We start from the raw sequence: 13,393 nt of genomic DNA, 5'->3' as shown, positions 1-13,393 counted from the left end.
ATTGGTCATGATTGAAAGCGTTCGATCACCTAACCATTTTAACCATCAAAACCATTCAACCCTATCCAACCATCAAAACCATGTATTTATAACTTTGCCGTTTTCGCTTCGTATTCCTTCGTTTCCAGCTTGTTATCCTGGTATTTCGACGGGCATTTCAGCAGGATTTTATCGGCGCGGAAATGATCGCCCTGCATACTGCCGATGACCACCACCTGTTCGGAACGGTCGAAATCCTGGGGTTTGGGCGAGTTGTAGACCACTTTCTGGAGGTGGTTTTCGGTGTCGACCAGCGTGAATTCGAAACGGTTGGGGTCGACCTGGGGTTGATACACCATGTTGATGATCTTGCCCTGCGCGTCTTTTGTCAGCGTACCCACAACGTGAACGCCGTCGGATTCACCACTTTTAGCCAGTTCAGCCGCCTGGGTGAAAGTCACGTAGGAACTGGCATCCCCTGCGGTGGAGATGATGATACCGATTGCCAGGGCAATCACGACAATACCGAGAATATGTGTTTTTTTCATGATTGAGAGGAAAGAAGTGAGACAAGAGAATAAAGAAATGCAGGATGCATTTTAGTCTTTACTCTTTTGTCTAACCTCTCTTGTCTATTTAGAAATCTCTTTTTCCAGTTTACTAATTTTCGTATCCAGTCGGATGAGATAAGCAATGACCCCCGCAAAGGTAACCAGGAAAACGGCCACAACGACCCAGATTTTACCATCGGCCCGAAGCCGGTCAGCCATCTCAATTTCCTGAGCCTGACTGCTGAACGACAGCAATACCAAAAAGCAAAGGACTAGGAATTTAGGTATCATAATAGTGAGTAGTGTAAAGTGGTAACAAGTTTGGTCGGCTAATCATTCCGCAGTGGAATGGGCTTTGGGCAGGGCATCGTTGACATGATCCAGCCGGTCGCGCAGCCGACGCAGCCGCACCCGCAGTTGGGTAATCCAGACGCCCAGTAACGTCATCCCGATCACGGACGGATACAGCACCAGCCGCATGCCGCTGTCCATGTCGTATTTGCCAAAAGCCGGGTTGCCGCCGTTGCCCGGATGCAGCGAATCGGTGAGCCGGGGCAGGATAAAGATGAGCGGCACAAAAACCGCAAAGGCAAAAATGTTGTAGATTGCCGAAATCCGGGCCCGACGCAATTCGTCGTCAAACGAGTTTCGCAGAATCAGGTAGGCAAAATACATCAGCATTCCGACCGCAACGCTATTCAGTTTGGGGTCGTTGGGCCACGGATCTCCCCAGGTGACGCTGGCCCAGAGTGAGCCGGTGGCGCACCCCAAAATACCGTAGAGAATGGCGCTGTTGGCAAATTCTACGGAAATATGATCGTCGTCCATGCGCCCTTTTCGCAGATACCGGATCGAGTAGATCATGGACGTCAGCATCAGGATGATCATCGAAAACCACAAAGGAACGTGAAAATAGACGTTGCGAATGCTCTCATTCAGAATGGGTTGACGGGGAACCGTTCCCAGAAGACCGACCCAGATCACATACGTCATGATGACGACGGCCAGGGCTTTCCACCAGTTTTTTTTCATAGTCATATTAACTTCTCCACAAATAGGGAAATAACAACACCGACAACACCAGCACAATGGCATCGATGGCCAGCAAAGTTCCGATTTCGTCCAGACTAACGCTACGGTCCAAGCCATCAAGTGCATTTTTTGACACCCGAATCAGCATAAGCAGCAAAGGAAGCACCACCGGAAAACTCAAAACCGCCATGAGTGTCGCACTATTTTCGGCTTTGGAGGCAATGCCCGCAACCAGCGTCAGCGAAGCCGCAAAGCCGATGGCACCCAGCAGCAGATTGACCACAAACAGCGGCATGTCCATCCCCTCCCCGGGAACGCCCATCACCAGCGTGTAAATCCCGAACCCCAAACCGGCCAACACCAACATCAGCAGGGTGTTATACACAATTTTGGACAGGATGATTTTCTGCGGACTGACCAGCGTGTAATAGTACAGAAGCCGCCCGGCGCGTTCCTGCACAAAACTTTTGGCAATGGCATTGATGGCCGTAAACAACAGGATAATCCAGAACAAGGCGTTCCAGACCATCGGCGTCAGTTGGTTCCGGCGCAGGCTGAAGCTCAGAAAACAAACGAAAACCGTGCTGACGATGTACAGCAGCATCCCATTCAGGGCATAGCGCTGCCGCCATTCCAACCGAAATTCTTTGCCGATTAATACTCTGATCTGTTGCATCGCGCTGTCGCCTGAGGGATTTTACCCTCCGTTATCCGGCCAAAATGTATGAATTTCGACTGTTTGTACCAGATTCTACAAAATTACAACACAAACCCCAGTTCAGCTTGATACCAGGGCGGTTTTTTCACGGGCAGGAGAGAGGGATCCCCGGAATTAATCCGGTTTGTGGGATCTATCTGTTTTAACTAATTATTTCGTTTACGCGCCCTGCCGGAAAACCCCGGTTTTTTTGAAACATTTCTTGTAAAAGCGAACGGATATCCGTTAACTTGCATTAATTTGTAATAAGTCTAAATATCGTACGCGCATGCCCCACCGAAAAATACAGAAGCGCAGTGTCGCCGATTTAAAGGTTGGCGAAAAAGCGGTAATCGAGTCATTTAGTGACCAATGGATGTCGCTGAAGTTGCTTGAGATGGGATGTTTACCCGGCACGGAAGTGTGTCTGCACTGCAAGGCACCCTTGGGAGATCCCATTTGTCTGAATGTTTCCGGATATTGTTTATCGATGCGGAAATCTGAAGCGGCTACCATATTAATCGAACCATAATATCGCCAGGGGGCCGGGGGTTGTAAGACAGTTCCCGGCTTTTTCATTCTATAGTACCCTTGAAATCAAAACCTGTCATCGCCCTTGTGGGCAATCCGAATTCCGGAAAATCATCGCTGTTTAATCAATTAACCGGCCTTCGCCAGAAAGTGGGCAACTTTCCCGGTGTAACCGTCGATAAAAAATCGGGAACGGCTTTTCTAAATGAAACCACCGAAATTTCAATTATCGATTTGCCGGGCGTTTATAGCATTTATCCCAAGTCTGTCGACGAGCAGGTCGTAACGGATATTCTGGCCAATCCGCAGCACCCTGATTACCCGGATGTGGCTGTGGTGGTGGTCGATGCCTCCAATCTGAACCGCAACCTGTTGTTGTTCAGTCAGATTCAGGATTTGGGCGTGCCGGTTATCATGGCCCTCAATATGCTGGACATCGCCAGGCAGCAGCACCTGGAAATCAACGCCGTTCGGCTGTCGATGCAACTGGGCGTGCCGGTGGTGAAAATCAATGCACGGATCGGGGAGGGGCTGGAGCTGTTGAAGGTGGCTATCGAGCAGCAAATCGGCCAGCCGACGGTTTCGGAAACGCTTTTTTTCGATCCCGGCCAGCAGACGGTTTTAGCGGGCCACGACATGAAAGGGCTGATTTCCGATGTTCGGCAGCAGTACCAGCTCACCAACAACTACCTCGCGCTGCAATACCTCATTCAACACGACGGTTTTTCGTTTCTCGGGCGACCGCAACGGGTTAAACTGGATGGCCTGATTGAAAAATACCAGTTCGACGAAATTGATTTTCAGGCAAAGGAAACCATCGGTCGTTACCAACGGATCGGCGAAGTGGTCAAAACCGTTGTAACAGACAAACGGCCGCTCAACCAGTCGACCTGGAGCCAGCGAATCGATCGGATTCTGCTGCACCCGGTCTGGGGGTATGCCATTTTTGCCACGGTTCTGCTCCTGATCTTTCAGGCGATTTTTGCCTGGGCCCAGCCGTTTGTCGATGGCATCGACGCGGGCGTGGCCTGGCTCAACGGCACTTTGCACGAACAACTTCCCGACAGTCCCCTAACTGATTTGCTAACGGACGGAATCATTGCCGGGGTGGGTGGCGTCGTCGTTTTCATTCCGCAGATTGCCTTTCTGTTTCTGCTGGTTTCGTTGCTCGAAGAATCCGGCTACATGTCGCGCGTGATGGTGCTGATGGATCGCATCATGCGGCAATTCGGGTTAAACGGCCGGAGTGTGGTGCCGCTGATTTCGGGTGTGGCCTGTGCCGTTCCGGCCATCATGGCCACCCGCAGCATCGGTTCCTGGCGCGAGCGACTGATTACTATTCTGGTAACGCCCCTGATGAGTTGTTCCGCCCGCTTGCCGATTTACACCATTCTGATCGCGCTGGTGGTCCCGGAAAAAACCGTATTGGGCTTTCTAAACTTGCAAGGCGTTGTGATGATGGGGTTGTATCTCCTCGGGCTGGTGGCGGCTCTGGTGGCGGCCTATGTGTTTAAACTTATTATCAAAGCCAAAGAACGGAGCCTGTTTGTGATGGAACTGCCGACCTATAAATGGCCACGCTGGAACCACGTCGGGATCACGGTTTGGGACAGTGTCACGTCGTTCGTCTGGCAGGCCGGTCGGGTCATCGTCGCGATCTCCATTGTGCTGTGGGTGCTGGCGTCCTATGGCCCCGGCGATTCGCTGGAGCAGGCCGAAAACCGGGTACGGAGTGAATATGCCAACCAGTCGGCTGAACAGGTGGAAAACCGGGTCGCTTCAGAGAAACTGGAAGCCTCGTATGCCGGTCGGTTCGGTAAAATTCTGGAGCCCGTGATCAAACCGCTGGGCTACGACTGGAAAATCGGAATTGCCCTCATCAGTTCGTTTGCGGCCCGCGAAGTATTCGTCGGAACCATTGCGACCATCTACAGCATCGGGAGTGCTGATGAAGGGAACGACAGTACGATTCGGGAAAAACTGGCAGCAGAAATCAACCCGGAGACGGGCGGACCGATGTATACTCCCGCAGTAGCCTTTTCGTTACTGGTGTTCTACGTATTTGCGATGATGTGCATGAGCACGATTGCGACCGTTTACCGCGAGACGAAAGGGTGGAAGTGGCCCATGATTCAGTTAGCCTACATGAGCATTCTGGCGTATGGTTCCGCTTTCCTGGTTTACCAACTGATGAAATAAAAAAAGATTTCATCAGGAGCCGCCGGTTTTGAAATCCGCTTTTCCTGATGAAATCTATCTGGTGTGGTTTGCTTGGTATAAGTTACCAGAAGAGCCCTTTCGAAATGATCGGGTAAACGAAGTGGAAAAGAATATAAGCAAAAATCATTACGGTCAAGACGCCTAAGAGTGAAATCTGGTCAATTTCAAATCGAGCACGGCGGCCTCCTGTACGATTCGCTCTCCATTCTTTCGGGACAACATTTCTCATGGTAACGTTCAATTATGGTGTTGATATAGGATATGCTGGATATAGGCTACAAAATTCGGCAATCCGGGCGATTTTGGAATGCGTACAACTACGCGATTTTCAAAACAGGTAGTTTTCGCCTTTCAAATCGGCTTAATTACCTACCATTTAATCAAATACTATTCCAGTGAGAACCGTTTTTTGGGTCTGACTGATTAATAGAAAATGCCGCCTGATTTACAGACGGTTATCCGATTAAAAAGTTCTAAAAAGCAATTCTGACCTTCCTGTGAACCGCGAAAAAACGAGTAGTTGTGGACTTTTTTCTACACCGGTTGGGAACGTATTACACAGCGTTAGACCCGCTTGTATCTACGATGGTTGTAAGAAAATAGATGGAGAAGAAGAAATCTTTTTTAAAGGCGGGTATTATTACGACCGAACGATCGCCTGAAACGCCCCGCATTGGCATTAATCCCAACGCAGGGCTTCGATGATGTCGGAAGCCGTCAGGCCAATCGGACCATGATGTTCGGCGGCCCGGTCGCCCGCCCGCCCGTGTTCAAAAACACCCAGCACAGCCGCTTCCACCGGGTCATAACCCTGGGCAATCAAAGCCGTCAGAATGCCCGTCAGAACGTCGCCGGTTCCGCCGGTACTCATCCCCGGATTGCCGGTCGAGTTAAAATGGGTAGTACCGTCCGGTGTTGCAATCGCCGTATGAGCACCTTTCAAAACGACGACAAACTGGTTGCGCTGGGCAAAATCCCGCAGGATGCCCAACTTATCATAATCACTCGACCAGCGTCGCGTCAGGCGCTCAAATTCTTTGGGGTGCGGTGTTAAAATGCTGTTCTTCGGGATCTTATCGATCAGATCGCGATTCCGGGCAATTAAGTTAAGCGCATCGGCGTCGATCACCATCGGTTTTTTGGCTTCCGACAGCAGTTTGCGCAACATCGCCAGCGTTTCGGGGGCGGTGCCAATGCCGGGGCCAACACCGATGGCGGAGTAGCTGCTTAGCTCGGGGGCTTCCAGTTCCGACTGTCCAGACAGGATGTGCAAATGGCCATCGGGCAGGCACATGGCTTCCGGGACCGTGGTTTGGAGTATTTCATAGCCACAGCGGGGCATTTGTACGGTCAGCAGCCCAACCCCCGACCGCAAACACGCTCTAGCCGAGAGAACACCAGCCCCAATTTTTCCGTAACTACCGACCAGCAGCAGGGCATGCCCGAACGACCCTTTGTGTGAAAACCGGTTTCGTGGGCGTAGCAAATGGCGGGCTTCCTGTTCGGTGGTGTAAAAATACGTCGTCGGCGTTCGTTCGATAAAGACCCGGCTCAGCCCAATATCGACCCAATGCCATTCGCCCACGTAAAGCCCCAGGGTCGGTTGCAGAAAAGCCAGTTTCGGCAGGTGAAAGGCGACGGTATAATCCGGCTGAATAATCGTGGAATTGGGGCCGTTGGCCGTGTCGGTAAAGAGACCGCTGGCGATATCGACCGCAACCACCGTGGCCGGACTGTGGTTGATGGCGTCGATCACCGCCTGAACAATGCCCTCGGTAGTTCGGGAGAGCCCCGAGCCCAGAATGGCGTCGATCACCACTTCCCGGTTTCGGATCACCGGAATATCGCGTTCATTTTCAATGTAATTGATGGAAGAAATGAGCTTCAGCCGCCGGTGGTTGTGCATGAAGTCATCGGATTCGCGGGGAGCGTAGCGGACCACGTACGTCTGCACGGAATATTCCAACTGGGTTAGCAAACGCGCAATCGCCAACCCGTCACCGCCGTTGTTGCCCAATCCGCAGAAAACCCGAACGGGGCGGCTTTTGTCAAACCGGGCTGTATACCAGTCGGTAAACGCCTGTGCCGCCCGTTCCATGAGGTTGATGGGCGCAATGGGTTCATGTTCGATGGTATATTGATCGAGGGTTCGGGTTTGTTCAACGGTCAGAATCTTCATCAGGATGGATCAAATGGGACGAGCTGGTTTGGGTCTTCGATGGCGAATTAGCTAAAAACCCGTTAACTTTCAACGGTTCGCGGGTCAATCAATTTATTTTGAGGACAACTATTTATAAAACGGAATCTTTTGGTTATATTTGCGGCTTATTAGGAAATTTCATACCCCCGAAGATATCTACGGTCATGAGTGAATTAATTAAACTGGTCGAAGCTGAAAATGCTGGTCGGCGGAACAATTTTCCGGACTTCCATTCAGGCGACACAGTCAATGTACATGTTAAGATCCGTGAAGGAAACAAAGAGCGGATTCAGGTTTACTCGGGAACGGTAATCCAGCGCCGGAATCCGAACACCAACGGAGAAACGTTTACAGTACGCAAGATCTCAAATGGTATCGGTGTTGAGCGGATTTTCCCGATTCTGTCGCCGAATATCGACAAAGTTGAATTGGTTCGTCTGGGCCGCGTTCGTCGGGCACGTTTGTTCTATCTGCGTGGTCGTCAGGGTAAAGCAGCACGGATTAAGGAACGCAAGGTAAAAGTAAAACAGCCACAGGCGTAGTACTTTCCATCGTATCAGTAAGAAAGCTGTCTGTCCGGACGGCTTTTTTTGTATCCCCAAAAAAGAGTTAAGAATGATTAATTAAGAATTAAGAGTTAAGAGTTAAGAGTTCTGTATGCGTCAGCCAACTCTTAATTTTTAACTCTTAACTCTTAACTCATAAAATGATCGATTTCTTCAAATACCAGGGAACCGGCAACGATTTCATTCTGATCGATGACCGCGCCGAAACCTTCCCGGTTTCGCAGGAACGCATTGCCCGGCTTTGTCACCGTCGGTTCGGAATTGGTGCCGACGGCCTGATTTTGCTCCGTAATCACCCGGAGTATGACTTTCAGATGGTGTATTTCAACGCGGATGGTGCCGAAGGCAGCATGTGTGGCAATGGCGGACGCTGCATCGTTCGGTTTGCGCACGATTTAGGCTTGTTTGAAACAGAAACCCGCTTTCTGGCCGTTGATGGCGAACACCAGGCATCGGTGAACGACGCGGAAGTTTCGCTCAAAATGAATGAGATTGCCGGTATCGAACAGCACGCGGATTACGCTTTTCTAAATACCGGTTCTCCGCATTACGTGAAAGTGGTAGAAGACGTCGAATCGATGGATGTTGTTGCGGAAGGTCGGCCGGTTCGTTACGACAGCCGGTTTGCCCCCGGCGGAACCAATGCCAATTTTATGCAGCCCACCGGCGCAAATGCCTTGTTTGTCAGGACCTACGAGCGGGGTGTTGAGGATGAAACGTATTCCTGCGGTACGGGCGTAACGGCTTCGGCTTTGGTCGCGCACCGGCAACTGGGCATGAGCAGCCCGGTTTCGATTCAGACGCTGGGCGGTACTTTGCGGGTATCTTTCATTGCCAGGGCCGACGGCGGTTTTAGCGATCTGTATTTGATCGGTCCTGCGATTCGGGTATTCACCGGTTCGATAGCGGTTTAAACGTTTACTCTTCAGCCCCCAGAATACCACCTTTGAGGTGATACAACTGTTTTTCTTCCATTTCGGGATGGCGGCAGAAATCCTTCACCGCCACCCGGCTTCGGACGCCATTGGTGCAGACCACAATCACGTTGTCATACGGCAAAAGATAATGCCGTTTGCTGCGGATTTCGGCTAGTGGAATGTTCAGGCCACCGATGTTAAATTCTTCAAATTCCCATTCGTCGCGCACGTCGACAATGACGGTTTCCGGTTCCATCACCAGTGACTCCATTTCTTCCGTTGTGATGTCGGTATATGTTTTTGGGTTCACAGGCGATAGGGCGGTGTAGATGGGTGGTTCAATCGGTGTCATTGCATACGAAACACGAAAATAGGAAAGGGTGTTTTCTCAGTCCGGAAAATAGTGGAGGATCCGCGATCTTTTATTTTCCGTCGGCTTTTTACTGCCAACTTGTCACATTTTGACGCTCTGGAACAGTTGTTGGTGCCGTCTGGGCATCAGTTTATTGCGTCAATCATACTCTAATTTTTATTGTCATGAGCTCGACCATTCAGGAAAAAGGTCAAATTTCGATTCATACGGAAAACATCTTTCCGATCATCAAAAAATTTCTCTATTCCGATCACGAGATTTTTTTACGGGAACTGGTTTCAAATGCCGTCGATGCATCACAGAAACTGAAAAAACTGGCTGGATTCGGCGAATTCAACGGTGAGCTGGGCGATTTGAAAGTGACCGTCACCCTCGACGAAGAAGCCAAAACCATTACCGTCAGCGACCGGGGCATCGGGATGACGGCGGAAGAAATCAAGAAGTACATCAACCAGATCGCGTTTTCCGGTGCGTCGGAATTTCTGGAAAAGTACAAAGACAAGCTGGATGAAAAAGGCGCCATTATCGGTCATTTTGGCCTGGGTTTCTATTCGGCCTTCATGGTTTCGGATCATGTAGAAATTATCACCAAATCGTATCGGGAAGGCTCAGAAGCAGCCCGCTGGATTTGTGATGGTTCGACCGAGTTTGAAATTACGGAAGCCGAGCGCGCGGAACACGGAACGGACATCATTTTGCACATTGCCGCTGATTCGGAAGAGTTTCTCGATAAAGACCGCCTTCGGTCGATTCTGGAGAAATACGGCCGTTTTCTGCCCATCGACATCGAGTTTGATGGTGCTATCATCAACAATACGGCCCCGATCTGGACCAAGTCGCCTTCCGATCTGACCGACGAAGATTACCTGAATTTTTACAAGGAACTCTATCCAATGTCGGAAGAGCCCCTGTTCTGGATTCATCTGAATGTCGATTATCCGTTTAACCTGACGGGTGTGCTCTATTTCCCAAGGGTTAAAAACGATTTTCAGATCCGGCGCGAAAAAATTCAATTGTACAGCCGCCAGGTGTTCATCACCGACGAGGTCAAAGACATTGTACCGGACTTCCTGATGATGCTGCACGGCGTGATCGACTCGCCGGATATTCCGCTCAACGTGTCTCGGAGTTTTCTGCAAGCCGACAGCAATGTCAAGAAAATCAATGGGTACATCACGCGTAAAGTCGCTGATAAACTAGGAGAACTGTTCCGCAACGACCGCGCCGGTTTTGAACAGAAATTCGATGACATCGGTCTGTTTGTCAAATACGGTATCATCAGCGACGAGAAGTTCTACGAAAAAGCCAAAGACTTCTGTCTGGTGAAAAACGTAGACGGGAAATACTTCACGTTTGAGGAGTTCAGCGCGGCCGTTAAAGAAAACCAGACGGATAAAAACGGCTCGGTTGTCTGGTTGTATACGAACGATCTGCAAAAACAGGACGGTTTCATCGAATCGGCCCGGAAACGCGGGTACGAGGTTTTGCTGTTCGACACGGTGATCGACAGCCACTTCATCAACCAACTGGAATACAAACTCGAAAAAACCAGTCTGAAACGCGTCGATGCTGATACCTTCGATAAGCTGATCGACAAGGGAATCAACAACGAAAGTGTGCTGTCGGAAGACGACAGAACGAAACTGAAAACGTTGTTCGAGGAAGCGTTGGATTCAAAAACCGGCACGGTTTCCGTCGAAGCAATGCCGACGGACGAATTGCCGGTGATCATTACCCTGCCTGAGTTTTTCCGTCGGATGAAAGATATGTCTGCGTTGAGTGGGGAGCGCGGCATGTTCGGTGCGATGCCGGACAGTTATAACATTGCCGTGAACGCCAACCACCCATTGGCCGACCGCATTTTGAAATTAAGCGATACGGAGGAGCAAAAGGTACTGGTCAAACAAAGTCTGGATCTGGCCAAACTGGCACAGGGCATGCTTTCCGGCTCTGACCTGACCGCGTTCATCCGCCGGACGGTCGAGACGTTGTAAAATGGTTTTACGGTTTTCCGTATACGGTTTACGGTGGCTGACGCATTCAGATGCACGCGTCAGCCACCGTAAACCGTATACGGAAAACCGAATATCATAAACCGTCTTTATACCTCCCGCCCGTACTTATCCTTATACAGTTGTTTGGCTTGCCCAACCCAGTCTTCGCGCTCGATGCGGTCGGGGAAAAATTCAATAATATCACTCACTTTTTCCACATCTTCGGTCGTAAAGTTGGCCAGCTGGCGGAAGCTGAAGATGCCGAGTGTGTGCAGTTTCCGTTCAAAAAACGGACCAACGCCCACGATTTCCTTCAGGTCGTCCGCGTCATTCAGGGTGGCGTAGCCAATGCGACTAAAATTTAATTCCGAAGCGCGTGACGCAATTTTACGGAAAACCGTTTCTTCTTCGCTTTCGGATGTTGCGCTGATGTTGCTTGTCGATGCAATTGTTTTGGTGTTTGTATACTCGACGGTTTTGGTTGCGGGGGAGGAAGCCATTGCTACCGTCGCTTTCCGCTTGCGATGGCAGTCATCCAGGGCCGCTTCCTGATCGGCCAGAGCGGCTCGTAATTCGTTGATGCGGCTGTTGGTGATCAACCGGGCGAGGACATAACCCACCAGGGCGGCAAAGGCCAGCAAGATCAGGATTTCAGTAATGGCAACGCCCCGGCTAAACGGATCAAAATTGAACATAGTATGAGTGCTTTATTAGGTCAAACAGGTGGATTCTAAACGCCGTATTTTTTGCGGTGTAACTTTTTTGCCTGACCGATCCAGTCCTCCCGCTCGATGCGGTCGGGGAAGAACTCAATGATATTGGCAATCTGGTTGGTGTCTTCCGTGGTGCAATTGGCCAACTGCTGAAATGTATAGATTCGGAGGCTGTGCAGTTTTTTCTCGAAAAACGGACCAATCCCGTTGATTTCCTTCAGGTCATCGGCTTTCGCGAGCGAGGAATGGCCGATCCGTGTGAAATTCAGTTCATTCGCCCGGGAGGAGATGCGTTGGAGAACGATGTCTTCCTGCTGCGCCTGGCTCGATTTCAGGCACTCTTCCACCTGGCTTTCGGTGGCATTGAGCTGGCTTTCGAGCTGGCGAATCGTAACCTTTCGCCCGATGTAGCCAATGATGAAACCCAGGGTTCCACAAACCAGTAACATAATCCAGTGTTGCAGGACGGCGTCAGGCAACTGATGGGGATTCATTTCAAACATAGTGGTAATGCGTTTTTGGGAGCGGAGGACATTAGGGTTTCACAACGATCGAGGCCCGGCGGTTGGCCCGGCGACCGTCTTCAGTTTCATTGGTGCCGACGGGCTGGATTTCGCCTTTGCCCTGAACTTCCACCTGACGGGCCGGAATACCCTCGTTCACCAATTGCATTTTCACGGCGGTGGCCCGCTTCTTGGACAGGGCCAGATTGAGCGCATCGGGACCAACATTATCGGTATGGCCGGTAATGACCAGTTTCTGATCCGGATGTTCTTTCAGGTAGGTCCGGGTCTTCTCCAGAAATTCACGGGTACCGGCGGTTTTGATGTAGTCGATCTTGCCGGTGTTGAAGTACAAGTCCATGGGTTCGAAAATGGATGCAAACTTCTGACTGTCAGCTAATTTTTCTTCGGCCGGTTTGGGTGCTTTCACCAGTACTTCTTCCAAAAACGCAAACCGAATGCCGCCATAGAGCGAATCACCGGCCGGCGTGAAGGCCAGATCGCCTGTTGATTCGCCTTGTAGTGTGAAGAGCGTATCCGCTACACCCAGCGTTTTCAGATAAGCGCGGACGCTGTTGGCGCGGGCCAGCCCCAGATTGGCGTCAGTCGATGGATTTTGCTCATTCGGATCATAGAAACCCGTCAGTTGCACGCGTTTGCCGGGGTTCGCTTTCAGATAGAGAGCCAGAGAATCCAGCAAAGACTGAACGCCAGCCGGGTTGACTTCGGCTCCGGATTTGGCAAAGGCCAGATGACCCGCCGACTGGAAGGATGCGTTTGCTCCATCCGCAATCTGCAAACCGGGAACTGTAAAGGCGGGAGCCGTTTTTGTGCCGGCAGAAACACCGGAATGGGGGGTAGTATCATCGGCGCACAATTGTTTGATGTGGCAGACGTGCCAATAGGTTGAACCGCCCATCCAGACAAGGAGCAGCACAACCCAGGGAGTTTTATTGGTGAACATGAAATAACGACGGGTTTGAAGTTTGTATTCCTTCATTGAGACTCGGAAAGGGCCGTGAAGTCATGCAAACCCGAAATTATTTTTTGATAAACTCCGTCCGTCGCAACGCCTTTCCAAACAGGGTGGGTTTGTCTGGTAACCAAAAAACCGTGT

Annotated in this window: 14 protein-coding genes; 5 read left to right on the top strand and 9 right to left on the bottom strand. The window is 50.7% G+C overall.

Translation table 11 applies throughout. The features are described from left to right. Positions 1-86: 86 nt before the first annotated feature. The 4 genes from F0P93_RS25085 to F0P93_RS25070 form a co-directional block, all read right to left on the bottom strand. Positions 87-527 carry a cytochrome c maturation protein CcmE domain-containing protein gene (locus F0P93_RS25085; RefSeq protein ID WP_138992176.1) on the bottom strand — a complete coding sequence of 147 codons (441 nt, stop codon included), beginning with the start codon at positions 525-527 and terminating at the stop codon, positions 87-89. An 84-nt stretch (positions 528-611) separates the two neighbouring features. Then, the gene (locus tag F0P93_RS25080; protein WP_150880475.1) at positions 612-821 is read right to left on the bottom strand and encodes a CcmD family protein; all 210 of its coding nucleotides are present in this window, start codon (positions 819-821) and stop codon (positions 612-614) included. Positions 822-863: 42 nt separating this feature from the next. Next, a complete protein-coding gene (gene ccsA / locus F0P93_RS25075) occupies positions 864-1,568 on the bottom strand; it encodes a cytochrome c biogenesis protein CcsA (protein WP_510186274.1) in 705 nt (234 codons plus the stop codon). Between the two features lies 1 nt (position 1,569). Then, positions 1,570-2,238, bottom strand: coding sequence for a heme exporter protein CcmB (locus F0P93_RS25070; protein ID WP_150880473.1), 669 nt, complete (start codon positions 2,236-2,238; stop codon positions 1,570-1,572). Positions 2,239-2,563: 325 nt separating this feature from the next. Between F0P93_RS25070 and F0P93_RS25065 the strand changes: the two genes are divergently transcribed. Together F0P93_RS25065 and feoB are read left to right on the top strand one after the other, a co-directional pair. Then, a complete protein-coding gene (locus F0P93_RS25065) occupies positions 2,564-2,791 on the top strand; it encodes a FeoA family protein (protein ID WP_150880561.1) in 228 nt (75 codons plus the stop codon). A gap of 59 nt (positions 2,792-2,850) precedes the next feature. After that, the gene (gene feoB / locus F0P93_RS25060) at positions 2,851-4,989 is read left to right on the top strand and encodes a ferrous iron transport protein B (RefSeq protein ID WP_150880472.1); all 2,139 of its coding nucleotides are present in this window, start codon (positions 2,851-2,853) and stop codon (positions 4,987-4,989) included. A 700-nt stretch (positions 4,990-5,689) separates the two neighbouring features. On the opposite strand, the gene F0P93_RS25055 is transcribed toward feoB, so the two are convergent. Continuing rightward, entirely contained in the window at positions 5,690-7,189 is a 1,500-nt protein-coding gene (locus F0P93_RS25055; RefSeq protein ID WP_150880471.1) for an NAD(P)H-hydrate dehydratase, read from the bottom strand. Between the two features lie 185 nt (positions 7,190-7,374). Between F0P93_RS25055 and rplS the strand changes: the two genes are divergently transcribed. Both rplS and dapF read left to right on the top strand, forming a co-directional pair. Continuing rightward, positions 7,375-7,752 carry a 50S ribosomal protein L19 gene (gene rplS / locus F0P93_RS25050; RefSeq protein ID WP_150880470.1) on the top strand — a complete coding sequence of 126 codons (378 nt, stop codon included), beginning with the start codon at positions 7,375-7,377 and terminating at the stop codon, positions 7,750-7,752. Between the two features lie 167 nt (positions 7,753-7,919). Continuing rightward, positions 7,920-8,690, top strand: a complete 771-nt coding sequence (gene dapF, locus F0P93_RS25045) for a diaminopimelate epimerase (protein ID WP_150880560.1) — start codon at positions 7,920-7,922, stop codon at positions 8,688-8,690. Between the two features lie 4 nt (positions 8,691-8,694). On the opposite strand, the gene F0P93_RS25040 is transcribed toward dapF, so the two are convergent. Next, positions 8,695-9,003, bottom strand: a complete 309-nt coding sequence (locus tag F0P93_RS25040; RefSeq protein ID WP_138992170.1) for a rhodanese-like domain-containing protein — start codon at positions 9,001-9,003, stop codon at positions 8,695-8,697. Positions 9,004-9,230: 227 nt separating this feature from the next. Here F0P93_RS25040 and htpG point away from each other — a divergent pair, with 227 nt between their 5' ends. Beyond that, positions 9,231-11,060: a molecular chaperone HtpG gene (htpG, locus tag F0P93_RS25035; protein ID WP_150880469.1), complete on the top strand. Its 1,830-nt coding sequence runs from the start codon at positions 9,231-9,233 to the stop codon at positions 11,058-11,060. Positions 11,061-11,167: 107 nt separating this feature from the next. Here the strand turns inward: htpG and F0P93_RS25030 are convergent, their stop codons facing one another. The 3 genes from F0P93_RS25030 to F0P93_RS25020 are packed head-to-tail and all read right to left on the bottom strand — an operon-like array spanning position 11,168 to position 13,240. After that, positions 11,168-11,755: a helix-hairpin-helix domain-containing protein gene (locus F0P93_RS25030; RefSeq protein ID WP_150880468.1), complete on the bottom strand. Its 588-nt coding sequence runs from the start codon at positions 11,753-11,755 to the stop codon at positions 11,168-11,170. Positions 11,756-11,790: 35 nt separating this feature from the next. After that, complete coding sequence (locus F0P93_RS25025) at positions 11,791-12,276, bottom strand: helix-hairpin-helix domain-containing protein (protein WP_150880467.1); 486 nt, start codon at positions 12,274-12,276, stop codon at positions 11,791-11,793. A gap of 31 nt (positions 12,277-12,307) precedes the next feature. Continuing rightward, the gene (locus tag F0P93_RS25020; protein ID WP_150880466.1) at positions 12,308-13,240 is read right to left on the bottom strand and encodes an OmpA family protein; all 933 of its coding nucleotides are present in this window, start codon (positions 13,238-13,240) and stop codon (positions 12,308-12,310) included. Positions 13,241-13,393 lie beyond the last annotated feature (153 nt).

Origin of the sequence: Larkinella humicola (genome assembly GCF_008727875.1) — a bacterium.
GTDB lineage: Bacteria > Bacteroidota > Bacteroidia > Cytophagales > Spirosomataceae > Larkinella > Larkinella humicola.
This window is presented reverse-complemented; position numbering and strand designations above follow the sequence as displayed.